The 26,597-nt window shown below is 74.4% G+C and carries 25 protein-coding genes; 19 read left to right on the top strand and 6 right to left on the bottom strand.

Going from position 1 to position 26,597, the window contains the following annotated elements; genetic code table 11:
• The first annotated feature begins 2 nt into the window (after positions 1-2).
• Genes CFP66_RS42740 through CFP66_RS42725 form a run of 4 tightly spaced genes read left to right on the top strand, consistent with a single transcriptional unit; the run spans position 3 to position 4,760 of the window.
• The gene (locus CFP66_RS42740) at positions 3-770 is read left to right on the top strand and encodes an SDR family NAD(P)-dependent oxidoreductase (protein ID WP_094931085.1); all 768 of its coding nucleotides are present in this window, start codon (positions 3-5) and stop codon (positions 768-770) included.
• Positions 767-2,278, top strand: coding sequence for a heparinase II/III family protein (locus CFP66_RS42735; protein ID WP_094931084.1), 1,512 nt, complete (start codon positions 767-769; stop codon positions 2,276-2,278). Before CFP66_RS42740 ends, CFP66_RS42735 begins: the two co-directional genes overlap by 4 nt.
• The gene (locus tag CFP66_RS42730; protein WP_198962064.1) at positions 2,278-4,146 is read left to right on the top strand and encodes a heparinase II/III family protein; all 1,869 of its coding nucleotides are present in this window, start codon (positions 2,278-2,280) and stop codon (positions 4,144-4,146) included. Before CFP66_RS42735 ends, CFP66_RS42730 begins: the two co-directional genes overlap by 1 nt.
• 11 nt (positions 4,147-4,157) lie before the next feature.
• Complete coding sequence (locus CFP66_RS42725; protein WP_094931122.1) at positions 4,158-4,760, top strand: DUF624 domain-containing protein; 603 nt, start codon at positions 4,158-4,160, stop codon at positions 4,758-4,760.
• Positions 4,761-4,785: 25 nt separating this feature from the next.
• On the opposite strand, the gene CFP66_RS42720 is transcribed toward CFP66_RS42725, so the two are convergent.
• Positions 4,786-5,478, bottom strand: coding sequence for a GntR family transcriptional regulator (locus tag CFP66_RS42720; RefSeq protein WP_094931083.1), 693 nt, complete (start codon positions 5,476-5,478; stop codon positions 4,786-4,788).
• Positions 5,479-5,589: 111 nt separating this feature from the next.
• On the opposite strand from CFP66_RS42720, the gene CFP66_RS42715 reads away from it, so the two are divergent.
• Positions 5,590-6,480: a dihydrodipicolinate synthase family protein gene (locus CFP66_RS42715; RefSeq protein WP_198962063.1), complete on the top strand. Its 891-nt coding sequence runs from the start codon at positions 5,590-5,592 to the stop codon at positions 6,478-6,480.
• Here CFP66_RS42715 and CFP66_RS42710 read toward each other — a convergent pair.
• The 3 genes from CFP66_RS42710 to CFP66_RS42700 are packed head-to-tail and all read right to left on the bottom strand — an operon-like array spanning position 6,477 to position 9,562.
• Positions 6,477-7,982 (bottom strand): tripartite tricarboxylate transporter permease, encoded by a 1,506-nt coding sequence (locus CFP66_RS42710; protein ID WP_094931082.1) that lies wholly within the window; start codon positions 7,980-7,982, stop codon positions 6,477-6,479. The two genes, CFP66_RS42715 and CFP66_RS42710, sit on opposite strands and share 4 nt — an antisense overlap.
• 7 nt (positions 7,983-7,989) lie before the next feature.
• Positions 7,990-8,532 (bottom strand): tripartite tricarboxylate transporter TctB family protein, encoded by a 543-nt coding sequence (locus CFP66_RS42705; RefSeq protein WP_198962062.1) that lies wholly within the window; start codon positions 8,530-8,532, stop codon positions 7,990-7,992.
• A gap of 10 nt (positions 8,533-8,542) precedes the next feature.
• Entirely contained in the window at positions 8,543-9,562 is a 1,020-nt protein-coding gene (locus tag CFP66_RS42700; protein WP_094931081.1) for a tripartite tricarboxylate transporter substrate binding protein, read from the bottom strand.
• Positions 9,563-9,663: 101 nt separating this feature from the next.
• Between CFP66_RS42700 and CFP66_RS42695 the strand changes: the two genes are divergently transcribed.
• From CFP66_RS42695 to CFP66_RS42670, 6 genes are all read left to right on the top strand, one after another.
• Positions 9,664-10,557, top strand: a complete 894-nt coding sequence (locus CFP66_RS42695; RefSeq protein WP_094931080.1) for a LysR substrate-binding domain-containing protein — start codon at positions 9,664-9,666, stop codon at positions 10,555-10,557.
• An 84-nt stretch (positions 10,558-10,641) separates the two neighbouring features.
• The gene (gene kdgD, locus CFP66_RS42690) at positions 10,642-11,556 is read left to right on the top strand and encodes a 5-dehydro-4-deoxyglucarate dehydratase (RefSeq protein ID WP_094931079.1); all 915 of its coding nucleotides are present in this window, start codon (positions 10,642-10,644) and stop codon (positions 11,554-11,556) included.
• A 1-nt stretch (position 11,557) separates the two neighbouring features.
• Positions 11,558-12,886, top strand: coding sequence for an enolase C-terminal domain-like protein (locus tag CFP66_RS42685; RefSeq protein ID WP_094931078.1), 1,329 nt, complete (start codon positions 11,558-11,560; stop codon positions 12,884-12,886).
• 32 nt (positions 12,887-12,918) lie between these two features.
• Entirely contained in the window at positions 12,919-14,046 is a 1,128-nt protein-coding gene (locus CFP66_RS42680) for a mandelate racemase/muconate lactonizing enzyme family protein (protein WP_233160188.1), read from the top strand.
• A gap of 67 nt (positions 14,047-14,113) precedes the next feature.
• Positions 14,114-15,100 (top strand): L-glyceraldehyde 3-phosphate reductase, encoded by a 987-nt coding sequence (gene mgrA, locus CFP66_RS42675; protein ID WP_143517591.1) that lies wholly within the window; start codon positions 14,114-14,116, stop codon positions 15,098-15,100.
• Positions 15,101-15,161: 61 nt separating this feature from the next.
• Positions 15,162-15,782 (top strand): L-threonylcarbamoyladenylate synthase, encoded by a 621-nt coding sequence (locus tag CFP66_RS42670; protein ID WP_094931077.1) that lies wholly within the window; start codon positions 15,162-15,164, stop codon positions 15,780-15,782.
• Between the two features lie 102 nt (positions 15,783-15,884).
• Here CFP66_RS42670 and CFP66_RS42665 read toward each other — a convergent pair whose 3' ends face one another.
• Both CFP66_RS42665 and CFP66_RS42660 read right to left on the bottom strand, forming a co-directional pair.
• Positions 15,885-16,190 (bottom strand): MoaD/ThiS family protein, encoded by a 306-nt coding sequence (locus tag CFP66_RS42665; protein WP_198962061.1) that lies wholly within the window; start codon positions 16,188-16,190, stop codon positions 15,885-15,887.
• Positions 16,187-17,302, bottom strand: a complete 1,116-nt coding sequence (locus CFP66_RS42660) for a sialidase family protein (protein ID WP_094931076.1) — start codon at positions 17,300-17,302, stop codon at positions 16,187-16,189. Before CFP66_RS42660 ends, CFP66_RS42665 begins: the two co-directional genes overlap by 4 nt.
• A 382-nt stretch (positions 17,303-17,684) precedes the next feature.
• On the opposite strand from CFP66_RS42660, the gene CFP66_RS42655 reads away from it, so the two are divergent.
• From CFP66_RS42655 to CFP66_RS42620, 8 genes are all read left to right on the top strand, one after another.
• On the top strand, positions 17,685-19,313 hold the full coding sequence (locus CFP66_RS42655; protein WP_094931075.1) for a hypothetical protein: 1,629 nt from the start codon (positions 17,685-17,687) through the stop codon (positions 19,311-19,313).
• A 38-nt stretch (positions 19,314-19,351) separates the two neighbouring features.
• Entirely contained in the window at positions 19,352-20,581 is a 1,230-nt protein-coding gene (locus CFP66_RS42650; RefSeq protein WP_094931074.1) for a cysteine desulfurase-like protein, read from the top strand.
• 139 nt (positions 20,582-20,720) lie between these two features.
• Entirely contained in the window at positions 20,721-21,767 is a 1,047-nt protein-coding gene (locus CFP66_RS42645) for a diacylglycerol kinase family protein (protein WP_198962060.1), read from the top strand.
• 6 nt (positions 21,768-21,773) lie between these two features.
• The gene (gene cobF / locus CFP66_RS42640) at positions 21,774-22,553 is read left to right on the top strand and encodes a precorrin-6A synthase (deacetylating) (RefSeq protein ID WP_094931073.1); all 780 of its coding nucleotides are present in this window, start codon (positions 21,774-21,776) and stop codon (positions 22,551-22,553) included.
• 5 nt (positions 22,554-22,558) lie between these two features.
• The gene (locus CFP66_RS42635; protein ID WP_094931115.1) at positions 22,559-23,317 is read left to right on the top strand and encodes a cobalt-precorrin-6A reductase; all 759 of its coding nucleotides are present in this window, start codon (positions 22,559-22,561) and stop codon (positions 23,315-23,317) included.
• Between the two features lie 53 nt (positions 23,318-23,370).
• Positions 23,371-24,534, top strand: a complete 1,164-nt coding sequence (locus CFP66_RS42630; protein WP_094931072.1) for an ABC transporter substrate-binding protein — start codon at positions 23,371-23,373, stop codon at positions 24,532-24,534.
• Positions 24,531-25,562, top strand: a complete 1,032-nt coding sequence (locus CFP66_RS42625) for an iron ABC transporter permease (RefSeq protein ID WP_094931071.1) — start codon at positions 24,531-24,533, stop codon at positions 25,560-25,562. Before CFP66_RS42630 ends, CFP66_RS42625 begins: the two co-directional genes overlap by 4 nt.
• Positions 25,559-26,575, top strand: coding sequence for an ABC transporter ATP-binding protein (locus tag CFP66_RS42620; protein ID WP_198962059.1), 1,017 nt, complete (start codon positions 25,559-25,561; stop codon positions 26,573-26,575). Before CFP66_RS42625 ends, CFP66_RS42620 begins: the two co-directional genes overlap by 4 nt.
• Positions 26,576-26,597: the final 22 nt, after the last annotated feature.

The following is a 26,597-nucleotide window of genomic DNA, read 5'->3' as shown; positions in this document are numbered from 1 at the left end:
GTGTGAGTTTCGATCTGACGGGCCGGCGCGCCCTGGTCACCGGTGCCGGTCACGGCATCGGCGCCGCGATCGCGGAGTCCCTCGCGGGTGCGGGCGCGGACGTCGTGGTGCACTACGGCCATTCCGCAGGTCCGGCCGCGGAGGTCGTCGAGCGGATCGGCGCGCTCGGGCGCAAGGCCACCGCCATCGGCGCCGACGTCACGGTCACCGCGGAGGTGGACCGCCTGGTGGACGAGGCGGTCGGCTTCCTGGGTGGCCTGGAGATCCTCGTCTGCAACGCGGGGCACCTGATCGCGCGCTCTCCGATCACGGAGATGACCGACGAGCACTACAGCAAGGTGGTCGAGGTCAACCTCGGGTCCACCTTCCGCACGGTGCGCGCCGCCGCCCCGCACCTGAAGGCGGCGGGCACGCGCGGCCGGATCGTCACGATGGCCTCGCTCGCCGGGCACAACGGCGGCGGGCCCGGCGCGGCGATGTACGCGGCGGCGAAGGCGGGCGTCCTCGGGCTGACCAAGGGTCTGGCCAAGGAGCTGGGGCCCGACGGCATCACCGTCAACGCGCTGGCCCCGGGCTTCATCGGGGGCACGGCGTTCCACGACACCTTCACCCCGCCGGCCGCCCAGGAGAAGACGATCGCCGGGCTGCCGATCGGCCGGGGTGGCACGGGTGCCGACGTCGGCGGCGCCGTCGTGTGGCTCTGCTCGGACATCGCCGGCTTCGTCACCGGGTCCACCGTCGACATCGACGGCGGTGCCTGGCCCCGGTGAGCCCGACCCCCACGCCGGTGCCGCCCGCCGAACGCGGCGGGTGGTGGCACCAGTACGTATGCCCGGTGCACGGGGTCGAGCTGGAGCACGTGGGACTGCTCGGCGGGGAGTTCCCCGACGGCGGCGCACCGTGCGTCCACGGGTGCCGCGTCGACACCCCGGAGGTACGCGGCGCCTGGGCGGTTCTCGCCCACCAGGCCTGCGCGCGAGCGGTGCTCGCGCTGGCGGGATCGCCGCAGCACCAGGACCGAGAGGGGGCGGCCCTGGTGCTGCGGCGCTACGCCGCGGCGTACTCCTCGCTGGGCGAGGGCACGCACGACGGCGCCGCCGGGTGGATGCTGCGCGGGCGGCTGTTCCACCAGGCGCTCACCGAGGCGATCTGGGCGGTGACGATCGGGCGGGCGGCCCGCCTGCTCGGTGATCCGGTTCCGGAACTGACTGCCGCACTGGCCGACGCGGCGCGCACGGCCCGCGACTCCCTCGTGGCCGACGGGCGGTTCTCCTCCAACTACACGGCCTGGCTGGACGCGGCCGGTGCGGCCTGCACCGGGAAGCCGGAGTGGCTGGAGGGCCCGCACGGGCTCTTCGCGCACGCGCTGGTCGCCACCCATCCCGACGGGTGGGAGTGGGAGGCCAGCACCTACTACCACTCGTTCGTCCTGCGGGCCTACCGGCTCGGCATCGGCGCGGTGCCGGGGGTGGCGGTCCCCGCGGAGGTGACCTCCCGGCTGGACGCGATGAGCCGCGTGCTGCGCGAGGTCGTCACGCCGGGCGGGCTGGTGCCGGCGCTGCACGACGGGCCCTACCGGCGCGCGGAGTGGGACCGCGAGCTCGCCGACCTGGACATGACGCCGCTGCCCGGCCCGCCGGTCACCGTCCACGCCGACGCCGGGTACACGATCCTGCGGGGGAGCGGGCTGCACGCGATCCTCGACCACGGGCCGCACGGCGGCTCGCACGGCCACCTGGACACGCTCTCGCTCTACCTCTACGGCGACTCCTCGCCGTGGCAGCCCGACCCGGGGCAGGTGCCCTACGGCCACGCGCACTGGCGCCGGTACTACGCATCCACCGCGGCGCACCCGACGTTCTCCGTCGACGGGCTCGACCAGGCCGAGTGCGGCGGGGAACTGCTCGAGGCCACGGCCACCGGTGTGACCGTCGCCTGCGGAACGGCGTACGAGGGGGTGCGGGCCGTGCGGCGGGTGGAGCTCGTGGACGGCGCGCTGCGCGACGAGCTGACCGTCACCGCCGACCGGCCGCGGCGGATCGCGCTGCACCTGCGCCCGGACGTGCCGCTCACGGTCCGCACCGGGGCCGGGGTGGTCACCACGGACTGGGACGGCGCGTTGCGCGGCACGCACGCGGCGTCGGTGCCCGCGCGGTTCGTCGCCCGGCCCGGCCCGGGCCCGGCCGACGACCCGCAGCGCACCCGCACGCACGTCGACTGGGTGGCCGAGGACGCCACCGCGGTGACGTTCACGTCGACCTTCCGGTGGGGGAGCTGATGGAGCCGCTGCTGATCGCCGGGCGCCTCGACGAGCTGCGCGCATCGCTGAGCTCCACCCACGCCGCCCAGTGGCGCCGCCTCGCCGAGCAGTGCGACTGGTACCGCGGCCAGACCCCGCCGCCCGAGCACCCGACCGCGAGCATCACCTACCTCGGCCCGGCGGCGGCGAACCTCGCGCTGGCGTACCGGCTCACCGGGCAGCGCGGGTACCTCGACGAGGCGTGGCGCTGGATCGCCACGGCGATCTCCTACCCGCACTGGGGAAAGGCGAAGCTGCCCGACCACGACCTGGATGCGGGCTGGCTCCTGCACGGCCTGTCGCTGGCCTACTCCTGGTTGCAGGACGACCTGGAGGCGGACCAGGCAGCGGCGCTGCGGGAGAAGCTGGAGTTGCAGGGCGAGCGGCTGTACGGGTTCGCCGTGGAGACCGAGGGCTCCTGGTGGTCGTCGAGCTTCTGGCAGAACCACAACTGGATCTGCTACGCCGGCCTGGCCGCCGCGGGCTACGCGCTGGACCGGCCGGAGTGGGCCGCACGGGCGAAGGAGAACCTCGGGCAGGTGCTCGAGCTGTTGCCCGCCGACGGGTCGGACTCCGAGGGCGTCGTCTACTGGCGCTACGGCGTGCCGTGGCTCGCGATCCACCTGGACCTGCTGGAGCGCACCGAGGGCGTCGACTGGTGGCGGCGCGGGTCGTTCGTGGAGAACACGTTCACCTGGCGGCTGCACCAGTGCGCGCCCGGGTTCGAGGAGAACGTCGACCACGGCGACTGCCACGACCGCCGCTCCGGGCACAGCGTGGCGCTGTACTCCAAGCTGGCCTCGGTCTACCGGGACGGGCGTGCGCAGTGGCTGGCCGACCGCGTGGCGCAGCGGTACTTCTGGCGCGAGGCCTACGCGTCGGGCGTCAAGCCGGGGGTGATGGCGGAGGCGTTCTACGAGCTGCTCTGGCACGACCCGACCGTCGAGCCGATCGACCCGTCCGGCGAGGCGACCACCGCGTACTTCCCGGACCTCGGCCAGGTCACCGCGCGCACCTCGTGGCGCGACGACGCCGCGTTCGTCAGCTTCAAGGCCGCCCCCGGCGGCGGGCACACGGCCTGGGACACCGCGGAGCGGTTCCGCCGCGAGCGGGGCTGGGACACCCTGTCCGCCGGGCACCACCACCCCGACGCCGGCGGCTTCGTGCTCGCCGCGCACGGCGCCTTCCTGGCGGTGGACAGCGGCTACAGCAACGAGAAGCGGGCTGCGGAGCACAACCTGGTGCTCGTCGACGGGCAGGGCTGGGTGGGCGAGGGGCGCTACCACGTCTACAAGGACCTGCCCCACGAGTCGCAGCCGCGGCTGCGCGACGTCCGCATCGCCGACGGGTGGGTCCGCGCGACGTCCGGGTCGGCGGCGATGTTCGACCCCGCGCTCGGCGTGCGCCGGGTGGACCGCACGCTCGTCGTCACCCCGCGCGGGCGGCTCGTGCTGCTCGACCGGCTGGCCGCCGACGTGCCCCGGGAATGGACGTTCCTGCTGCACAGCGACTGGCCCGCGGAGGAGGTGGAGGACCGGTTCGCGATCCGCTCGGGTTCCGGGCAGGCCTGGCTCACCACGATCGCGCCGGGCGACGCGCGCGTGGAGCAGGCGGACACGGTGATCGAGGCGAACCCGACGGGGAGCACTCCCAGCCTGCGGATCACGAAGACGCTGCGCACACTGCGGATCAGCACGCCGCGCCGGAGCGAGGCGGTGATCCTCACCGCGATCGAGCCGACGACGGCGCTGGATCCGCGGCCGGCCCGCGCCGTCGCGCTGCCAGGGGGAGAACTGGGCGTGGACTTCGGAGACGAGCAGGTGCACCTGGGCGAGGCCACGTTGTGAGGACCGGGCAGGTGGACGGGAGGGGCGGGACCCGGGGGTGGGAGGGCGTCGTCCTGCGGTGTCTCGAGTTCGTCGCCTATCCCGCTCTTGCCGGCCTCGCGTTCTGCCTGCTCTGCCTCGGGGTGGTGACCTGGCTGCCGGCTCTCGCCGCGGTCGCCTCCGCGCTGCAGCGGTGGCGTCGCGACGACGACTCCCGCTGCTTCACCGGCACGCTCGCCGCGTTCCCGGGTCAGTGGCGAGCGCTCTGGCGCCATGCGCTGGTCTCCACGGCGGTGCTGGCCGCGGTGGTCGTCGCCATCGGGTTCCTCGCCGGGCGGCCGGAGCCGGCGGCGATCCCGCTGCTCGCGGTGCAGGCCGGGGGCCTGGCCGCGTTCGCCGTGTACCACCTGGCGCTGGCCGTGGTCTCGGGCGACGACCCGGGCGGGCCGGCGCGTCGCCGCGCCCTCGTGCTCGCGTTCGGCTCGGGCCGCCGCGGCCTCGCGCTGCTGGCCGCCGTGGTGCTCGCGCCGCTGCTCACCCTGCCGCTGGCCGTCGGCCCCCTGCTGCTCGGCCCGACCCTGCCGGTCCTGTGCGGGCTGCTGCTCCTGGACCGGGCGCGCGCGACGACCTCGTGATCGTCGATCCTGCTGATCACGGGGGTCAGGGCGTCCGCGGCTCCTCGCGGGCGGCGACCAGCCGGTCGAAGGCGCCCACCAGGTGCTTCTCGATCGCCTCGACGGCGGCGGGGGCGGCTCCCGAGGCGAGGATGTCGCGCACCGCCTGGTGCTCGGGAAGGGCGATCTCGTGGAAGTCGCGGCGGGCGAGGTGCCGGTCGCGCAGGAACATCGCGATCTGGCTGCGGATCTGCTGCCAGGACCGTTCGAGACGTCCGTGTCCGGCCGCGCGCACCAGCACGTCGTGGAAGGCGAGGTCGAGCTCGACGGCGAGGTCGGGGGAGTAGTCGGGGGTGAGGCCGCGCATCCGGTCGAGGGACGCGTCGAGGTCGGCGAGGTCGGCCCGGGTGAGGCGGGAGCAGGCCCGCGCGACGGCGAGGCGTTCCAAGGCCAGCCGGAGCGTGTAGACCTCCTCGGCGTCCTCGGCGGTCAGGGTGATCACCTGGGCGCCGCGGTGCCGGCGCTGCACGACCAGACCCTCGCGCGCGAGCTCGACGAGCGCCTCGCGGACCGGTCCGCGGCTCATGCCCAGCGCGGTGGCGAGCTCGGCCTCCCGCAGGTGAGCGCCCTGCGGGAGCGCACCGGTTGTGATCATCTGCCGGATCGCGGGCACCACGGTGGCCGACAGCGCGGGGCTGGGTTGGGTCTCGATGGTGAGCTGGTCGAGCGGCCCGGGCACAGCGACCTCCGACGGTTGATTGTTGACAATTGACTATCTCGAGAATCCGGGTGAGGCTACCGGCGCAGCCCGTGGCCGTCCATGACAAACGTCCATGACGAAGGGGGACCCATGACCGTCCGACCGCTGGCACCCGGGGTGTGGGGCGTGCTCGCCACGCCGCTCACCTCCGACGCCTCCGCCGTCGACACCGCGTCGCTCACCCGGCAGGTGGAGCACTACGTGCGGATCGGGGCCACCGGCCTCACGATCCTCGGTGTGTTCGGCGAGGCCGCCCGGTTGACGCCGGACGAGCGCCGCACCGTCGTGGGCACGGTGGCTGCGGCGGCGAGTGAGCTGCCGCTGGTGATCGGCCTGTCCGCATTGGATGCCGAGGGCGCGTGCGCCGAGGCGGCGAACGTCCTCGACGTGGTGTCGCGACCGCCCGCCGGGCTGATGGTGCAGGTCGGCTCGCCGGATCCGGACGTCGTGGCGAAGCAGGTGAACACCGTCGCCGAGCGCACCGGGCAGGGGATCGTGGTGCAGGACTACCCCGTGGTGAGCGGGGTGTCGATCGCCACCGACGACCTGGTCGCGGCCGTGCGGCGGATCCCGGCCGCGGTCGCGGTGAAGTCGGAGTCGTCGCCGAGCCCGCCTGCGGTCGCCGCGCTGGTCGCGAGCCTGGACGTGCCCGTGTTCGGCGGGCTGGGCGGCACCGGCCTGCTCGACGAGCTCGCGGTCGGCTCGGCCGGTGCGATGACGGGGTTCTCGATGCCGGAGGGCCTGCTCGCGTGCGTCGGCGCGTACCGCGAGGGCGGGTTCGACGCGGCGCGGGAGGTGTGGCGCGACTACCTGCCGCTCGTCAACTTCGAGTTCCAGGCCGGCATCGCGCTGGCGCTGCGCAAGCACAGCCTCGTGCACAGGGGCCTCATCGACACCCCCGCCGTCCGCCCGCCGGCGCGGCCGGCCCCGGATGCCCTGCTCCCGGTGCTGCACCAGCACCTGCGCTCCTGCGCTCCCTAACGCGAAGTGGTCTCGCGCGGGGTGTGGCGGCGGCGCCAGGCCGCCTGCAGCGGGGGGAGCAGCGCCACCATTACGAACACCGCCAGCAGGGTGCCCGAGATCGGGCGCGTCACGAAGCCGCTCGTGTCGCCCTCGAAGATGATCAGGGAGCGGCGCAGGTTGTCCTCGAGCAGCGAGCCGAGCACGAACGCGAGCACGAGCGGGCCGGGCGCGAAGCCGAGCTTCTTCATCAGGTAGCCCAGGGCGCCGAACACGATCACCAAGACGATGTCGAACACGGCGTTGTTCACCGTGTAGACGCCGATGAGGGTGATCAGCACGGTGATCGGCGCGAGGATCGTGGGCCGCACGCGCAGGATCTTCACGAACAGCCCGACCAGCGGGATGCTCATGATCAGCAACAGGACGTTGCCGACGTACATCGAGTTGATCACGCCCCAGAACAGCTCGGGATCCTGGGTGACCAGCTGCGGGCCGGGGCTCACGCCCTGGATGAGCAGTGCCCCGAAGATGACGGCCATCGTCGCGTTCGCCGGGATGCCCAGCGTCAGCAGCGGGATGAACGACGACGTCGCGGCGGCGTTGTTCGCGGTCTCCGGTGCGGCGACGCCCTCGATCGCGCCCTGCCCGAACCGCTCCGGGTGCTTCGCGCGCCGCTTCTCCACCGCGTAGGCGGCCAGCGACGAGAGGGTGGCGCCGCCGCCGGGCAGGATGCCCAGGGCGAAGCCCAGCACCGAGCCGCGGGCGATGGCGCCCGACGACCGGCGCAGGTCCGCGCGGGAGGGCCACACGTCGGCGACGCGCGCCGGTGCCTGCGCCGCGCGGTGGCGCTCTTCGAGGTTGTAGAGGATCTCGCCGAGCCCGAACAGTCCCATCGCGATCGGCACGAAGTCCAGCCCGTCGGCAAGGGAGAGGTTCTCGAAGGTGAACCGCTCGGCGCCGGTGAAGCCGTCGCGCCCGACGGTGGCCAGCAGGAGGCCGACGCACGCGGCGATCACGGCCTTGAGCCGTCCGCCGCCGGAGATCGTGGCGACCAGCAGGATGCCGAGCAGGGCGAGTGCCGTGTACTCCGGCGGCCCGAAGTCCAGCGCGAAGCCGGCCACCAGCGGGGCGAGCAGCGACAGCGCCACGATCGACACCGTGCCGCCGACGAACGAGCCGATGGCCGCGATGCCCAGCGCGCTGCCGGCCTTGCCCTGGCGGGCCAGCGCGTGCCCGTCGAACACGGTGACCACCGACGACGCCTCACCCGGCAGCCGCAGCAGCACCGAGGTGATCGTGCCGCCGTACTGGGCGCCGTAGAAGATGCCGGCCAGCATGATGATCGCGGTGACGGGCTCGAGCTCGAAGGTGACCGGCAGCAGGATCGCGATCGTGGCCGCGGGGCCGAGGCCGGGCAGCACGCCGACCAGCATCCCGACCAGGACACCGATCAGGCAGAACAGCAGGTTGGTCGGTTCCAGGACGACGGAGAAGCCGTCGATGACCGGGGACAGATCCACATGGCTCCTAGAACAGGTGGGGGATCGGCACCGAGAGCAGCCCGACGAACACCACGTAGAAGGCGACGACGACGCCCACGCTCGTGACGATCGACGTGCGCCAGCCCTCGTGCCCGAGGAACCGCAGCCAGACGAACGTGAGCAGGGCCGCCGGGATCTCGAAGCCGATGACCTCCAGCACCGCCACGAACGCCACCATCGTGGCCAGCCCGGCGAGCACCAGCCCGCCGGCGCGGGAGAACCGCTCCGCGTCGTGCGTGCGGCGCACGGCCACGAGCAGGGCGACCCCGAGGACGACGAGCACGGCGCTGACCAGCAGCGGCCAGGTTCCGGTGTCGGGATCGCCGGGGCTGCCGACGCCGAGGGCGAACGAGCCGAGCAGGGCGGCCACCCCGAGTGCCAGCACGACGAGCGCGGTGAGGACGTTGCTCGTCGTGCCGGCGACGGGTGGGCGGCCTTCGTGCTCGGCCGCCTCGAGCTCGTGCAGGGCGTCGGTCAGGCTCAGCTCCGCGGGCGACGCGTCCTCCGCCCCACCGCGCGGCGCGCTCACCGGACCGCCGTCACTGCGCATCACCCAGCTGGATGCCGTACTCCTCGGTGACCCGGCGGTAGTCCTCGAGGCTGCCGGTCCACTGTCCCCGCAGCTCGTCGCCGCCGACCTCGTTGGGGGTGAGCTGGTTGTCGGCGTTGAACTGCTGGTAGGGCTGCGAGGCGAAGACCTTGCCGAAGGAGGCGCGCAGCGCCTCGAGGACCTCGGTCGGGGTGCCCTTCGGCGCGAACACCGCGCGCGACTGCTGCACCGGCACGTCGTATCCGGCCTCGACGGCGGTGGGGGTGTCGGGCAGGTACGAGGGCCGCTCGGTGGCGAACGTGACGATCGGGGTGAGCGCTCCCGCCTCGATCTGCTCGACGGCCTCGCCGAGCTGGATGGCGCCGACGTCGACCTGGCCACCCAGCACCGCGGTGAGCGTGGGGGAGCCGCCGTCGAAGGGCACCGCGCTGGCCTGCACGCCGGCCTGGGCGAACAGCAGCGCCTGGGACAGCTGGCTGCCGGTGCCCACGCCCGTGGTGCCGTAGGTGACCGGGCGGCCCGCGGCCACGAGGTCCTGCACGGTGGTGAAGCCCGAGCCCGGCGCGGTCACGAGGACGTAGTCGTCCTGGGAGATGCCGGTGACGATCTCGTAGTCGGCGATGTCCACCGCCTCCTCCGGGGAGACCGCGAGCGGCGTGATGTAGGCGAGGCTGCCGTTGTAGATCATCAGCGTGTGCCCGTCGGGGGCCGCGCCGGCGAGCTCTCGGGCGGCGAGCGTGCCGTTCGCGCCGGGCTTGTTCTCCACCGTGATGGCAACGCCCAGGTCGTCCGACGCCGGCTCGGACAGCGCCCGGGCGATCAGGTCGGTGCTGCCGCCGGGGTCCTGCCCGACGAGCATCGTGATCGGCTCGCCGCCGGGGAAGGCCGCGTCCTCGCCGCCACCTCCACCCCCGCTGTCGAGGTTCCCGCCGCACGCGGTGAGCGCGAGCGCAAGGGCGATCCCGAGCCCGGTGGCCGACCACCGGCGTCCGGCGGCGTTGCTGCGCATGTCGTTCTCCTCTTCGAGAAACCGGACCTTGCCGGGGCAGCGTAGGAACCCCGGTCATGCCTGTCCACATCTCTTCCGGCATGGATTGATACCGTCAGAGCATGGCGTACACGCTGGAGCAGCTCCGCGGGTTCGTCGCCGTGGCCGACGAGCTGCACTTCGGGCGCGCCGCCGCCCGGCTGAAGATGACGCAGCCGCCGCTGTCGCGGCAGATCCAGAAGCTGGAGCGCGTGGTGGGCGTGCAGCTGCTGGTGCGCGACAACCGCCGTGTCGGGCTGACGGCGGCGGGCCAGGTCTTCCTCGTGGAGGCCCGGCGGCTGCTCGCGCTCGCCGACGCGGCACCCGAGCTGGCGCGGCGCGTCTCGTCGGGATCCAGCGGGGTGGTGCGCATCGGGTTCACCGCCGCGTCGACCTACGGCGTCCTCGGCCGGCTGCTCAACGCCCTGGCCCGCGAGCTGCCCGACGTCGACCTGGACCTCGACGAGATGGTCACCCGCGAGCAGGTGGCAGGCCTGGCCCACGCGGAGATCGACCTCGGGCTCGCCCGGCCGCCGTTCGACCAGGAGACATTCGACTCGCGGCTGCTGCACCGGGAGGCGATGCTCGTGGCCGCACCGGTCGGCCACCCGTTGCTCGCCCTCGACCGGGAGGTCACCGCCGCCGACCTGGCCGGGGCGCCGGTCGTCATGCACTCGCCGACCAGGGCGCGGTACTTCTACGACCTCGTGGCCGGGGTCGTGCCGGTCGCGCCGGAGAACGTCGTGCACACGGTCAGCCAGGTCCTCACGATGCTCTGGCTGGTGGCCGCGGAGCGCGGCATCGCGTTCGTGCCCGCGTCCGCGAGGCGCCTGGGCATCGACGGCGTCGGTTTCGCGCGGCTGGCCACGCCCGTCGCCGAGCCCGTCGAGCTGCACCTGCTGTGGAAACGCGACTCGGGCAATCCCGCGCTGTGGCGGGCCCTGCGGGTGCTGGAGGGCATCGATGTCGCGACGTGATCATCGCAGCAGATACCGAACCGGTATCGAGTCATGCGGAACTGCTCTTGGACAGGCATCGTCGCTCGTTCCTACCGTAGCGCCGTGACGCTGCTGCCCCCCGACGTGCTCGCCGACCGGCTCCGGTCCGGCCTGCTCTCCTTCCCGGTGACCCACTTCGACGCCGACCTGGAGTTCGACGAGCCCCGCTACCGGGAGCACCTGGCCTGGCAGACCGGCTTCGACGTCGCCGGCCTGTTCGCCGCGGGCGGCACGGGGGAGGGGTTCTCGCTCACGCCGCCGGAGATCGATCGCGTGGTGCGGGCCGCGGTCGACGAGGTGGGCGGCCGGGTGCCGGTCGTCGCGCCCGCGACCGGGGGCACGGCCGCGTCGGCGGCCCAGGCGCGGGCGGCGCAGGACGCGGGCGCCTCGGGGGTGCTGCTGTTCCCCCCGTACCTGACCGAGGCGAGCCAGCGCGGCCTCGTCGAGCACGTCAGCGCGGTCTGCCGGGCCACGGATCTCGGTGTGATCGTCTACAGCCGGGCGAACGCCGTGCTCAGCGACGTCACGGTGGCCGAGGTGGCGCAGCGCAACCCGAACCTGATCGGGCTCAAGGACGGCGTCGGGGACATCGAGCGGATGACCCGCACCTACGCGCGGGTCGGGGACCGGCTGATCTACATCGGCGGCCTGCCGACGGCCGAGACGTTCGCCCTGCCGCTGCTGCAGCTCGGAGTGAGCACCTACTCCTCGGCGCTGTACAACTTCGCGCCCGAGTTCGCGCTGCGCTTCTACGCCGCGGTCCGGCGCCAGGACCGCGACGCGGTCTACGGGATGCTGAACGAGTTCGTGATCCCCTACCTCGACATCCGCGACCGCGGGCGCGGGTACGCGGTCTCGATCATCAAGGCCGGGCTCACGGCGATCGGCCGGGACGGCGGCCGGGTGCGCCCGCCGCTCACCGACCTCACCGACGACGAGCGCGGCGAGCTGGCGATGCTGATCCAGAAGGTCGGCTGAGGTGGGAACGAGCCCCACGGTCGCCCGGGTCGAGACCGTCCCCGTCGCCGGTCACGACAGCATGCTGCTCAACCTCAGCGGCGCGCACGCCCCGTTCTTCACCCGCACCGTCACGATCGTGACCGACAGCGAGGGGCGTACCGGGCTGGGCGAGGTGCCCGGCGGTGAGGCGATCCGGCGGACGATCGCCGACGCCGCGCCGTTGCTCGTCGGGCAGCCGGTCGCGCGGTTCGGACAGCTGCTGCGCGGCGTCGCCGACGCGTTCGGCGACCGCGACGCCACCGGCCGGGGCGCGCAGACCTTCGACCAGCGCACCACCGTGCACGCGGTGACGGCGCTCGAGTCCGCGCTGCTGGACCTGCTCGGCCAGCACCTCGGGGTGCCGGTGGCGGAGCTGCTCGGCGAGGGGCAGCAGCGCGGTGAGGTGCCGGTACTGGGCTACCTGTTCTACGTCGGCGACCGGCGCGCCACCGACCTGCCCTACGTGGCCGAGCAGCGCCCCGCCGACGGCTGGGAGCGCCTGCGTCGCGAGCCCGCGCTCACCCCGGAGGCGGTGGTCGCGCTGGCCGAGGCCGCGCAGGCCCGCTACGGGTTCGCCGACTTCAAGCTCAAGGGCGGAGTGTTCGCCGGCGAGGAGGAGATCGCCGCCGTGCGCGCGCTGGCGGCGCGCTTCCCGGAGGCGCGCGTGACGCTGGACCCCAACGGCGCGTGGCCGCTGGACGAGGCGGTGGCGCTCTGCCGGGACCTGCACGGCGTGCTGGCCTACGCCGAGGATCCCGTCGGCGCCGAGGGTGTCTACTCCGGGCGCGAGACGATGGCCGAGTTCCGCCGCGCCACCGGCCTGCCCACGGCCACCAACATGATCGCCACGGACTGGCGGCAGCTCGCGCACGCCGTGCGCGCCGGCGCCGTCGACATCCCGCTGGCCGACCCGCACTTCTGGACCATGCGCGGCGCGGTGCGCGTCGCGCAGCTGTGCAGCGACTTCGGCCTGACCTGGGGCTCGCACTCGAACAACCACTTCGACATCTCCCTGGCCATGTTCACCCACGTCGGCGCGGCCGCCCCGGGCCCGATCACCGCCCTGGACACGCACTGGATCTGGCAGGACGGGCAGGCGCTGACCCGCGAGCCCCTGCGGATCGTCGAGGGGCGGATCGCGGTGCCGACCGCGCCCGGCCTGGGCGTGCAGCTCGACCGGGACGCCCTGGACGCGGCGCACGAGCGCTACCTCGAGCACGGGCTCGGCGCGCGCGACGACGCGGCCGCGATGCAGTACCTCGTGCCGGGCTGGCGGTTCGACCCGAAGCGCCCCTGCCTCGTCCGCTGACCAGCGTTCCTCCCCCAGCCAAGGAGCTCCCCGTGCTCGACCGGATCACCTCCGTCACGCTCTCCTCGGTGACCCTCCCGCTCGGCGCCGGCATCAGCGACGCCAAGGTGCTCACCGGCCGGCAGCGGCCGATGACCGAGGTCGCCTTCCTGTTCGCCGAGATCACCACGGAGGCGGGCCACGAGGGCGTCGGGTTCAGCTACTCGAAGCGGGCCGGCGGGCCCGCGCAGTTCGCGCACGCCCGCGAGGTGGCACCGGACCTGATCGGGGAGGACCCCAGCGACATCGGCCGGCTGTGGACGAAGCTCGTCTGGGCGGGCGCGTCGGTCGGGCGCAGCGGCGCCGCCACCCAGGCGTTGGCCGCGATCGACGTGGCGCTGTGGGACCTCAAGGCCAAGCGGGCCGGCCTGCCGCTGGCCAAGCTGCTCGGCGCCCACCGCGACTCGGTGCGCTGCTACAACACGTCCGGCGGCTTCCTGCACGAGTCCGTCGACCAGGTGCGCGACAACGCGACGAGGACGCTGGAGTCCGGGGTCGGCGGCATCAAGATCAAGGTCGGGCAGCCCGACCAGGCCGAGGACCTGCGCCGGGTCCGTGCCGTGCGCGAGCACGTCGGCGACGACGTTCCGCTGATGGTGGACGCCAACCAGCAGTGGGACCGCCCCACCGCGATGCGCGTCGGCCGGGCGCTCGAGGAGTTCGGGCTGGTCTGGATCGAGGAGCCGCTCGACGCCTACGACGCCGAGGGCCACGCCGCGCTCGCGGGCGCCCTGGACACGGCGATCGCGTCCGGCGAGATGCTCACCAGCGTGGCGGAGCACGCCGAGCTGATCCGCCACGGCGCCGTGGACGTCCTGCAGCCCGACGCCCCGCGCATCGGCGGGATCACGCAGTTCCTCAAGCTCGCGGCGCTCGCCGAGCACCGCCACCTGCAGCTGGCGCCGCACTTCGCGATGGAGATCCACATCCACCTCGCGGCCGCCTACCCGCTCGAGCCGTGGGTGGAGCACTTCGACTGGTTGTACCCGCTGTTCCCGGAACGCCTGGAGATCCGCGACGGCCGGATGCACCTGTCCGACCGTCCGGGCCTGGGCGTGACGCTCAGCGAGCAGGCGAGGGCGTGGACGGTGGCCGGCGAGACGGTGCGCGCCTCGCGTTAGCTGCACCCGCGGGCGCCACCCTCCCGCGCTGTTGGGATCATGACGTCCCCGACAGTCAGGAGCTCCGGTGCACGTCGCCGATCCCGCGCGCTACGACGCCATGCCCTACCGCCGGGCCGGGCGCAGTGGTCTGAAGCTGCCCGCGGTGTCCCTGGGGCTGTGGCACAACTTCGGCCACGACAAGCCGCAGGACACCCAGCGCGCCGTCCTGCGCCGCGCGTTCGACCTCGGCGTCACCCACTTCGACCTGGCCAACAACTACGGGCCGCCGCCCGGGTCGGCGGAGGAGAACTTCGGACGGCACTTCGCGGCCGACCTGCGCCCCTACCGGGACGAGATCCTCATCTCGACGAAGGCCGGCTACCTCATGTGGCAGGGCCCGTACGGCGAGTGGGGCTCGCGCAAGAACCTGCTCGCCAGCCTGGACCAGAGCCTCGGGCGCACGGGCCTGGAGTACGTCGACGTCTTCTACTCCCACCGCCCCGACCCGGACACCCCGCTCGAGGAGACGATGGGCGCGCTGCACACGGCCGTCCAGCAGGGCAAGGCGCTCTACGTCGGCGTCTCCAACTACTCGCCCGAGCAGACCCGCGAGGCGGCGCGGATCCTCGCCGGGCTCGGCACGCCGCTGCTGATCCACCAGCCCCGCTACTCGATGCTCGACCGCTGGGTGGAGGACGGGCTGCTCGACGTGCTCGACGAGGTCGGCGCCGGCTCGATCGCCTACTCGCCGCTCGCCCAGGGCCTGCTCACCGACCGGTACCTCGACGGCGTGCCGGCCGACTCCCGCGCGGGGGGAGCGAGCCCGTTCCTGAAGGCGGAGGGCATCACGCCCGAGCGCCTCGCCACGGTCCGCGCGCTGAACGGCGTCGCGCGGGGCCGCGGCCAGACGCTGGCCCAGACGGCGATCGCGTGGGTGCTGCGGCGCGGGCGGGTCACCTCGGCGCTGGTGGGTGCGAGCAGCGTGCGGCAGTTGGAGGACACCGTCGCGGCCACGGCGAACCTCGACTTCACCGACGAGGAGCTCGCGGAGATCGAGCGCACGCTGACCTGACGCACACCGGATCGAGCGTCCCGGCCGACGGAAACCGTCCGGGCGTCCTACGCTCCGCGGTATGGCGCGGTACTTCGACGTCCACCCGGTCGATCCCCAACGACGTGCGATCGGCCAGGTGGCCGGCATCGTGCGTGACGGCGGTCTGATCGCCTATCCCACCGACTCCTGCTTCGCGCTGGGCTGCCAGCTCGGCGATCCGAAGGGGATCGAGCGCATCCGCGAGATCCGCCGGCTCGACGACAAGCACCACTTCACCCTCGTCTGCCGCGACTTCGCGCAGCTCGGGCAGTTCGTGCAGATCAGCAACCAGGTGTTCCGCAGCGTGAAGGCAGCCACCCCGGGCCAGTACACGTTCATCCTCCCCGCCACGAAGGAGGTGCCACGGCGGCTGCTGCACCCGAAGAAGAAGACGGTGGGCGTGCGCATCCCGCAGCACACGGCGGCCCAGGCCCTGCTCGCCGAGCTGGGCGAGCCCCTGCTCTCCTCCACCCTGCTGCTGCCCGACGAGCCCGAACCGCTCACCCAGGGCTGGGAGATCAAGGAGCGGCTCGACACCGCGCTGGACGCGGTGCTCGACTCCGGCGACTGCGGCACCGAGCCCACCACGGTGGTCGACTTCTCGGGTCCGGAGCCCGAGATCGTCCGCAGGGGTGCGGGCGACCCGGCGCGGTTCGAATAGGCCCGCGACACACGCGCCCTCAGACCCCGACACGCGGGGTTGGGGCCCCGACCCCCGCGAGTCGGGGTCTGGATGTACTCGTGTCGCGCCCCTCGATCCGGATCAGCCGCCGGCCATCGCGCCCACCACCAGGAACGGCTCCCGGCCTGCCGCCACCGCGGCCGGCAGCGGCGCGTCCGGCTCGTCGTGGGACAGGTCCTCCTCGCACGCGAAGAACCGCACGAACGCGCGGCGGCGCAGGGTGGCGTGGTCGCGGATGGTGCCGCGCAGGACCGGGTGGCGGGCCTCCAGCGCGTCCAGCACCGACCGCTGGGTGACCGGCTCGGCGACGTCCAGCGCGACCTCGCCGTCCACCCGGGCCAGCTTCCGCAGGTGGGCGGGGAGCTTCACCCGCACCGGCCCGGTCACGGCAGCGTCTGGACCTGGACCGACAGCACCGCCGGCAGGTCCCGCACGATCGGTTCCCAGGTGTCGCCGGCATCGGGGGAGGCGTACACCTGCCCGCCCGTGGTGCCGAAGTACACGCCGCACTCGTCGAGCGAGTCGACCGCCATCGCGTCCCGCAGGACGTTGACGTAGCAGTGCTGCTGCGGCAGGCCCGCGGTGAGCGGTTCCCACTCATGGCCGCCGGTGCGGCTGCGGAACACCTGCAGCCTGCCCTCGGGCGGGAAGTGCTCGGAGTCGCTCGTGATCGGCACGACGTAGACGGTGTCCGGGTCGTGGGCGTGCACCTCGATCGGGAACCCGAAGTCGGTCGGCAGGCTGTCACCGATGTCGTACCAGTTCGCGCCGCCGTCGTCGCTGCGCATGACGTCCCAGTGCTTCTGCATGTAGAGGGTGTCCGGGCGGCTCGGGTGCATCGCGAGGTTGTGGACGCAGTGACCGACCTCGGCGTCGTCGTCGGGGATGCCGTCGGAGCGCAACCCGCGGTTGGCCGGGCGCCAGGTCCTGCCGTCGTCGTCGGTGCGGAAGACACCCGCCGCGGAGATCGCCACGTGCATCCGCGCGGGGTCCCGCGGGTCGACGACGATCGTGTGCAGGCACATCCCGCCCGCGCCCGGCTGCCAGTGCGACCCGGAACCGTGCTCGCGCAGGCCGCGCAGCTCCTGCCAGGAGGAACCGCCGTCGGTGCTGCGGAACAGGGCCGCGTCCTCGACGCCTGCCAGGACCGTGTCCGGGTCGGTGGCCGAGGGCTCCAGGTGCCACACCCGCGCGAACTCCCACGGGTGGGGCGTGCCGTCGTACCACTGGTGCGTGCCGGGCACGCCGGCGTAGGCGAACTCGTTGCCGACCGGCGCCCACGTGAGGCCGCCGTCGTCCGAGCGCTGGACCACCTGCCCGAACCAGCCGCCCGACTGCGAGGCGTAGATGCGCTCGGGCGCGGCGGGGGAACCCGCCACGTGGTAGATCTCCCAGCCGGCGAAGTGCGGACCCCGCACCTCCCAGCGATCCCGCTTCCCGTCGGCGCTCAGCACGAACGCACCCTTGCGCGTGCCCACCAGTACTCGTACCGCTGTCACAGCCGCTCTCCTCTCCCACCGCCGGACCGCTCGTACGCCCGGCGCAGACTGGTGACTTCCGGCGGCACCGGAATTCATCGGTCGGCGCGCTCCGGTTTCACTGGACGCCGCGGAGCGGCCGCTCGCCCCCAGGGCATAGGCGAAGGGCACCCGAATGGGCTACGGTGCGTGACGTCCGGCGCTGGTCAGCGGCTGTGGAGGCCGCCCGTCGCAGGAATGCGCGCCCTGAGCGCACTCTCCGGCGTGGCGGTCGGACAGGGCTCCTCGAGCGGTAGCGTGCCTCGCCAGGACACCCGGCAGCGACGCCAGGGCGTGATCGAGGTCATGCCCGCGTGGCGCAGGAACCGACGCGACGCATCGACTCGTGCGAGAGGACCGACTGGTGGGCGACAGAGGTTACGAGGGAGACTCGGGCTACCTCGCGCACCTCGGCGCCGCAGCGCGCTCCGAACGATGGGACCCCGGCCGCGGGGCCTCCGAGCCCCGCGATACCGACCACCGCGATGTCGGCGGGTGGGAGTCGGAGGGGTGGGAGTCCGGACGCTGGGGCGGCGATCAGCGCGGCGGCGACCGGTGGGACATCGAGCGGCGCGATCCCGTTCCCGCCCAGCGGGGGCAGGCCGAGGACGACGCCACCGCCGATGTGGCACGGCGCCTCCAGGACCGCCTTGACCAGCAGGTCCGGCTGCTGGAGCGGCTGCAGGCCGACGGCGTGCCCGGCCTGGCTGAGCTGCAGGACGGCGTCCGTCTGATGCGGCGCGACACCGTCAGCGTGCTGCTGCTCTGCGGTGTCGAGCCCGCGACGCGGGAGTCCGGTCCGCGCCGGCTCGGGGAGGTCGTCGCCGAGGCGGCGGCGTCCGCCGAGGATCCGCGTCTGGTCGAGGTCCGTCCCGGACCCGCCGCCCTCGTCGCGCCGGGCGCCGCCGCGGAGCTGGTGCCGGTGCTCGCGGAGCTCGTCGACCACGCCGCGGCCGTCTACCCGGGGGCGTGGCTCGAGCTCGTCAGCCGGGTGGACGACGATCTCGCCGGCCGGGGTGCCACCGTCGACGTGGTGGTCGAGCAGGCCGCGCGGCACGACCCCGGTGCGGCAGGTGGGCGGCGCACCGCGACGGCCGCCGAGCAGCTCGCCCGCAGCTCTCGATCCGGCATCACGCTCCGTCACCACTCGGGCACGGCAGCCGCCGGTTCCGGGCTCGTGGCGAGTGTGCACTGCCCGCCCGCCACGATCACCGTGGAGGAGCCACCCCCGCCGCCGCGGCGACCGTCGCCGGCGCCGCCGCAGCTCCCCGCGGAGATCACGGGCGTGGACCTCGAACCGCCGTACTCCACTGTCACCGGCGGTGGCGGGGGCCTCGAGAACGCGAACGGCGCTGCCTTCGACGCGGCCTTCGACGCGCCCTTCGACGCCGCTCCCAACGGCACTGCGAACGGCGTCACCAACGGCATCCCGACCAACGGCGCCCTGACCAACGGCACCTCGGCCAACGGCGCCACCAACGGCACTGCGAACGGCGCCACCAACGGCACGCCCGGGCCCACGCTGTCGTTCGACGATGCGCCGAGCTACTCGCCGTCCGCGTCGTCGCAGATCGACGAGCTGTTCGGTCCGCTGCTCGACCTCCCCCTCGAGCCGATCGACGACCGGTACGCCACGCCGATCTTCGAGGCCATCGCCTCCGCCTGGTTCAAGGAGGGCGACGACGAGGGCGCCGCTGCCGGGGGCCTCGGGAGCGGCCCGTTGGACTGGGAGACCCCCCAGGACGACGAGTGGCGCGAGGCCGCGGCCCGTGCGGCTCGTCCGGAGCCGGCCCCCACCACGTCCAGCGGCTTGCCCCGTCGCAAGCCGGGCGACCAGCTGGTGCCGCCGCCGCGGACGACCGAGTCGCAGAACGGCGACCGTGCCGAACGCGTTCCCGACCGCGTCCGCGAACGGCTGAGCACCTACCAGCGCGGGCTGCGCGAGGGCCGCCACCGTTCCGAGGGCGAGATGCCCGAGGGTGAGGACTGGTGATCCTCCCGGCCGTCGGGGGAACGTGACAGGGTGCGGACATGCCCTCTGATGTCCCGCACTCCGACGTCGCCTACGACGTCGAGGCGGTCCGCAGCCATTTCCCGGCGCTGACCGCCGGCTACGCCCATTTCGACGGGCCGGGCGGGTCCCAGGTGCCCGTTGCGGTCGCCGAGGCCGTGGCGCGCACGCTCGTGTCGCCGTTGGCGAACCGGGGCCGGATCACCGCGGCCGAACGCACCGCGGACGAGATCGTCGTGTCGGCGCGCCTCGCCGTGGCCGACCTGCTCGGCGCGGACCCGGCCGGTGTCGTGTTCGGGCGCAGCATGACCCAGCTGACCTACGACGCCGCGCGCACGCTCGCGGCCACCTGGGAGCCGGGCGACGAGGTCGTCGTCACCTCGCTGGACCACGACGCGAACATCCGTCCGTGGGTGCAGGCCGCGGAGGCGGTGGGGGCGCGGGTGCGCTGGGCGCAGTTCGATCCGGCCACCGCCGAGCTCGCCGCCGAGGACGTGGCGCCCGTGCTCTCGCCGCGCACCCGGCTCGTCGCGGTGACGGCCGCCTCGAACCTGCTCGGGACCTGCCCGCCGGTGCGAGCGATCACGGACCTGGCCCACGAGGCGGGCGCGCTGGCCTACGTCGACGGCGTGCACGCCACCGCTCACCAGCCGGTGCACCTGCAGGCGCTGGGTGCCGACTTCTACGTGTGCTCGCCCTACAAGTTCCTCGGCCCCCACTGCGGCGTGCTCGCGGCGGCACCTGCGCTGCTGGAGCGGCTGCACCCGCAGAAGCTCCTGCCGTCCACGGACGTCGTGCCGGAGCGGTTCGAGCTCGGCACCCTGCCCTACGAGCTGCTGGCGGGCACCACGGCAGCCGTCGACTTCCTGGCCGCGCTGGGCGGCGTGGCAGGTGGGCGGCGTGCGCAACTCGTGTCGGCGCTCGGTGTGATCGGGGCCCACGAGGACCGGCTGCGGGAGCGCATCGAGGAGGGGCTCGCCCGGCTGCCCGGTGTCACCGTGCACTCGCGGGCGGCGCACCGCACTCCCACGCTGCTCGTCTCGTTCGCCGGTCGGGAGCCGGCCGCGGCATACGCGTTCCTCGCCGAGCGCGGCGTGCACGCCCCCGCGGGCTCGTTCTACGCGATCGAGGCGTCGCGCCGTCTCGGCCTCGGCGACGGTGGGGCGCTGCGGATCGGTTTGGCTCCCTACGTCGACGACACGGATGTCGAGCGCCTGCTCGACGGACTCGCCGCGTTCCTGGACGGTTAGGTTAGACGTCGCACGCCGCCTTCCCGACTTCCCGCGAGTCGCGCTCCGGATGTACGTGTGTCGCGATCCGGGTGTACTCCGTCCGGACGTGTGGTGGACGCCGCGCGCGGGGGCGGCGCGCGCCGCATAGGGTTTCGTCGTGAACGACTGGTGGGTGCTCGCGGTGGCGGCCCTGCCCGTGCTGGGGATCCTCGTGGTCGTCGTGCTCCGCGGGCGGCTGCGGTCCGCCGACCCGGAAACGCTCAGGGCGGAGCCGGAGGACCGGCCACTGGCCGCCGTCGTCGCCAACCCCACGAAGATCGAGCCGGGCACGCGGCAGCGCATCACCGCGGTGTGCACCGGACTCGGCTGGGCGGAGCCGCTCTGGCTCGAGACCACGGTGGAGGATCCGGGCACCGGGCAGGCCCGGCTGGCCGTGGAGCGGGGCGCCGACGTCGTACTGGCCTGCGGCGGGGACGGCACCGTCCGATCGGTGGCCGAGGCGCTGGCGGGTACGGGGGTCGCGATGGGCCTGGTGCCGGCGGGAACGGGCAACCTGCTCGCCCGTACGCTCGGCACGCCGGAGAACGTGCCGACGGCCGCCCGCCTCGCGCTCACCGGCGACGACCGCGCGATCGACGTCGGGCGGATCCGGATCGACGGTTCCGAGGAGGAGCGGGTGTTCCTCGTGATGGCCGGCACCGGGTTCGATGCCGCGATCATGGTCAACACGCCCGAGGCGCTGAAGGTCCGGGTCGGGCCGCTCGCCTACGTGATCTCCGGGCTGCGCGCCATGCGTGGGCGGCGCGTGCGCGTCACGCTCGCCCTCGACGACGCCCCGCCCCTGCGCCGCCGCACCCGCGCGGTGGTCGTCGGCAACAGCGGCACCCTGCTGGGCGGGCTCGTGCTGATGCCGCGGGCCACGATCGACGACGGCGTCCTCGACGTGGTGAGCATCGCGCCCAGTACGTTCGCCGGCTGGATCGCGGTCGCGCTGCGCGTGATCACGCGCAGGCGCGCCGGGCACGAGCGCGTCGAGCACTGGCAGGCTCGTTCGATCGGGATCCGCACCGAGGCCCCGCAGCCGTGCCAGGTCGACGGCGACCCGGTCGGCGACGCGCAGGAGCTCGCGATCCGGGTGGACCCGCAGGCGCTGCTGGTGCGGGTGCCGACCGTCCCGCCGCCCGACACACCGGACCCGGGGTAGACGGGCGTGCGTACGGTGTATGTCATCGGTATCGGTGCGGGCGACCCCGACCACCTCACGCTCGAGGCGGTGGCGGCGATGAACCGCACCGACGTCTTCTTCACCATCGACAAGGGCGATGCCAAGGGCGACCTCGCGGGCCTGCGCGCCGACCTGCTGGCCCGCCACGTCACCCGCCCGCACCGGGTGGTCACCGCGCGCGACCCGCAGCGGGACCGCAGCGCCGCAACCGCGGGCTACGCGGCGGCCGTGGGCGACTGGCAGGAGCGGCGGGCCGCCCTCTACGAGCGGATGCTCGCCGACGAGCTCGGCGACGACGGGGCCGGCGCGTTCCTGGTGTGGGGTGACCCGGCCCTCTACGACGGCACGCTGCGCATCCTCGACGGCATCGGGGCGCGCGGCGGGGTCGCGTTCGACGTCGTCTCGATCCCCGGGATCAGCGCCGTGCAGGCCCTCGCGGCCGCGCACCGCGTCGTGCTCAACCGGGTCGGGCGCCCGTTCCTCGTCACCACGGGGCGTCGGCTGGCCGACGAGGGCCCGCCGCCGGGCGTGGATGACGTCGTCGTGATGCTGGACGCCGTCGACGCCTTCGCCGCGGTGCCCGCCGACGGCCCGGACTCGCGCTGGGACATCTACTGGGGTGCCTACCTCGGCACACCCGATCAGGTGCTGGTGCACGGCGACCTGCGGGAGGTGCGCGACGAGATCGCGCGGCTGCGGGCCGAGCTGCGCGCCCGCAAGGGCTGGATCATGGACACCTACCTGCTGCGCAGGTACGCCCGGTGAGCGGGGTGCGCAACGTGCTCGTGCTCGGCGGCACCGCCGAGGCCCGCAGGCTCGCCGCCGCGTTGCACAACGACCCCGCGATCGCGGTCACCTCCTCGCTGGCAGGTCGCGTGGCGGTGCCGCGGCTGCCCTGCGGTGACGTGCGCATCGGCGGGTTCGGCGGCGCGGACGGCCTGCTCGGGTGGCTGCGCGGGCACCGGACCGACGCGGTCGTCGACGCCACGCACCCCTTCGCCTCCCGGATGAGCGCGCACGCGGTGGCCGCCACCGCCGCGGCCGGCGTTCCGCTGCTCGTGCTGCGCCGCTCGGGGTGGACGGCCGGGCCCGGGGACCGTTGGCACCGCGTACCGGACGCGGGCGCCGCGGCCGCGCTGCTGCCGGAGCTGGGGGAGCGGGTCTTCCTCGCCACCGGCAGCGGTGACCTCGCCGCGTTCGCGGGGCTCGCGCAGTGGTTCCTGCTGCGGTCGGTCGACCCGCCGCCTCCGCCCCTGCCCGCGCGGCACCACCTCGTGCTGGCCCGCGGGCCCTTCACCGCCGACGCGGAGCGTGCCCTGCTGCGGGAACACCGCGTCGATGTGCTGGTCACGCGCGACAGCGGCGGCGAGCTGACCGCCGCGAAGCTGGTGGCGGCCCGGGAGCTGGGCCTGCCGGTCGTGCTGCTGGACCGTCCGCCCGCCCCCGAGGCCCCCGCCGTCGCCACGGTGGACGAGGCGGTCGCCTGGCTGACGACCACCGCGCCGGGTGGCGGTCCGCCCGCAACGTGATCGCTGCAGCCCGTACCGGCCGTGGTCGCCGCCGCGCTCGCGAGGAGAGAGCCGTGACCCGCCCCGCCCTGCAGGCGCTCGTCGCCGCCCTGACCGCCGTGGTGGTGGCGGCCTGCGCCGCACCGGCCGCCGTGCCGCCCGCGGCCCCACCGGGCTGCCCGCCGGCCGCGCCGGCCGCGCCGGTGCAACTGCGGCACGCCACGAACGTCACGCTCCAGGACGCGGGCGACTACCGCGTGCTGACCGTGGCCCAGCCCTACCCCGGCGGAGCCCCGGAGTCGACCGTGCTGCTGCCCTGCGGCGAGCCCGCGCCGGCGTTGCCGGCCGAGCTGGCCGGGGCGCCGGTGGTCGAGGTGCCGGTGCGCAGCGTGTACGCCGCGTCCACGACCCAGCTGCCCATGCTCGCCGACATCGGCGCGCTCGACGTCCTCACCGGCGTGGGCACGCCCGACTTCGTCTCCGGGCCCGAGGCGCGGGCGCGCATCGCCACCGGTGCGGTGACCGGGTTCGCGACCGGCGGGCAGGTCGACGTCGAGCGTGTGGCCGCGGCCGCCCCGGACGTGCTGCTCAGCCAGGGCACGGACGACCCGTCGTTCCCGACGTTGCGCCGGGCGGGTGTCCCGGTGCTCGGCTGGGCCGACTACCTCGAGAGCGGCCCGCTCGCGCAGGCCGAGTGGATCAAGGTGATGGGTGCGCTCACCGGCCGCGAGGCCGAGGCCGAGCGCGTGTTCGCCGCGATCGAGGCCCGCTACGGCGAGCTGGCTGCCCTGGCTGCGGGCGCCCCGCCGGTCCCCGTGCTGTACGGGCAGCTCTACGAGGGCGGGTGGCGGGTGCCGACCGGCGGCAGCACGTCCGGTGCGCTGCTGCGCGACGCGGGCGGCACCTGGTCGGAGGCCGGCAACCCGGCCGCGGGCGGCATACCGAAGGACTTCGAGAGCCTCTACGTGGCCGACGGCTCCGCCCCCGTGTGGATCGCCGACGGCGGGTGGGCCACGCTCGCCGACGTCACCGCCGCCGACCCGCGCTACGGCGCGCTGGCGGCCGTCCGCGACGGGCAGGTGTGGAACCGCGACCGGCGGATCGGCCCGACCGGTGGCAACGAGGTGCACGAGCGGGGGATCACGCATCCCGACGAGCTGCTGGCGGACCTCGTCGCGGTGCTGCACCCGGACCTGCTGCCCGATCACGAGCTCGTCTACCTGCGACGGGTGACGTGAAGCTGTTGGCGGTGCTGGCCGCCGCGGTGCTGGCGCTGTTCGTGCTGGCCGTGGCGCTCGGGCCGGTGAGCGTGCCGCTGCCGGACACGGTGCGGGTGCTCGCCGGCGCCGCGCCCTCGGACCCGCGGTGGAGCGTCGTGATCGGCACCGTGCGGCTGCCGCGGGCGTTCACCGCGGTGCTGGCGGGCGCCGCGCTGGCCGTGGCCGGGGCACTGGTGCAGACCCTGTTCCGCAACCCGCTCGCCGACCCCTACGTGCTGGGCGTGAGCTCCGGCGCGGGGCTCGGGGTGGCGCTCTCGCTCGTGGCAGGCGGTGCGGCGGGGACGGCGGCGGGCTTTGCTGAGGGGCTGGCCGGCGCGGCACGGCTCGGCGCCGTCGGTGCGGCCGCGCTCGGGGCCGCCGCCGTGCTGGCCCTGGTGCTGGTGCTCGCGCGCTGGGTGCGTTCGGTGGTGACGTTGCTCGTCGTCGGCGTGATGGTCGGCGCGGTGACCACCGCGGTCGTGAGCCTGGTGCTGGTGTGGAGCGACCCGCGCATCGCGCAGCAGTACGTCGTGTGGGGACTGGGCAGCATCGACGGCACGGGCGGGGCCGACCTGCCGGTGCTCGCCGCGGTGGTGGGCGCCGGGCTCGTGGTGGCCGCGCTGCTGGTGAAGCCGCTGAACGCGCTCCTGCTCGGCGAGGCGCACGCCCGCAGCGTCGGCGTGCCGGTCCGGCGGCTGCGGGCCGCGGTCGTGGTGGCGGTGGCCCTGCTCGCCGGTGGCGTCACCGCGTTCTGCGGGCCGATCGCGTTCGTCGGGATCGCGGTGCCGCACCTGGCCCGGCTGCTGGTCGACACGTCCGACCATCGGGTCCTGCTGCCGGTCACCGCGCTCGCCGGCGCCGCGGTGGTGCTGGCCTGCTCGATCGCGGGGCACCCGCCGGGCACCGAGACGGTGGTGCCATTGAACGTCGTGACCTCGCTGGTCGGCGCCCCGGTCGTGATCGCGGTGCTGCTGCGCAGCAGGCGGTTCGCGACGGCGGTGTCGTGAGCGGCCTGGCCCTCGATGGGCTCGACCTCGGCTACCGGCGCGGGCGACGGCGCGCGCCGGGCGTCGTGCTCGCCGGCGTGCAGGCGCGGGCGGCCGCCGGCGAGCTGACGGTGCTGGTCGGCCCCAACGGCACCGGCAAGTCCACGCTGCTGCACGCCGTGGCGGGCCTGCTCCCGCCCCTGGCCGGCACCGTGCGCCTCGACGGTGCCGACCTGCTCGCGCTGCCCGCCGCGGAACGCGCGCGCCGGGTGGCGGTGGTGCTCACCGAGCGCGTCGACCCCGGTCTGCTCGCCGTGGAGGAGTTGGTGGCGCTGGGCCGCCACCCGCACACCGGTCCGACCGGCGCGCTGCGCGAGGCCGACCGGGCGGCGGTGACGGCCGCGATCGCCGCGGCCGGGGCCGGGCACCTGGCAGGGCGTCGCGTCGCGGAGCTCTCCGACGGCGAGCGTCAGCGCGTCCTCACCGCCCGCGCCCTGGCCCAGGAGCCCGCGGTGCTGCTGCTGGACGAACCGACCGCGTTCCTCGACGTCTCGTCGCGGGTGGCCCTGCTGGCCCTGCTGCGCCGCCTGGCCCGCGAGGACGGGCTGTGCGTGCTGGTGTCCACGCACGACCTGGAGCCCGCGCTGCGCCTGGCCGACCACGTCTGGCTGCTGGACCGGGCCGGGCGGCTGCGCGCCGGGCCGCCGGAGCAACTCGTGGCCGACGGTGTGGTGGGGGAGGTGTTCGACGCGCCCGGCCTCGCCTTCGACCCGGTCACGGGCACGTTCGCCCTGCACGGCGACCGTCGCGGGTCCGCGGTGTCGGTGGTGGGCCCCGAACCCGCCGCGGCACTCGCGGCCCGGCTGCTCGCGCGCGAGGGCTGGATCGTCGCGGGCAACGGCGCGCAGGACGCCGCGGCCCGTGTGACGGTGCACGGGGACGGGCGGTTCACGGTGACGGCGTCCGGTGCCACCACCGACCTGGCGGGCTGGGCGGAGCTGGCGACCTGGGCGCGTCGACCCGCCGGAACGTGACGGGGCTGTGGGCGCGTCCGGC

It is taken from the genome of Pseudonocardia sp. MH-G8 (assembly GCF_002262885.1).
GTDB lineage: Bacteria > Actinomycetota > Actinomycetes > Mycobacteriales > Pseudonocardiaceae > Pseudonocardia.
The sequence above is the reverse complement of the archived record's forward strand: the minus strand, read 5'-3'. Positions and strand labels throughout refer to the sequence as shown.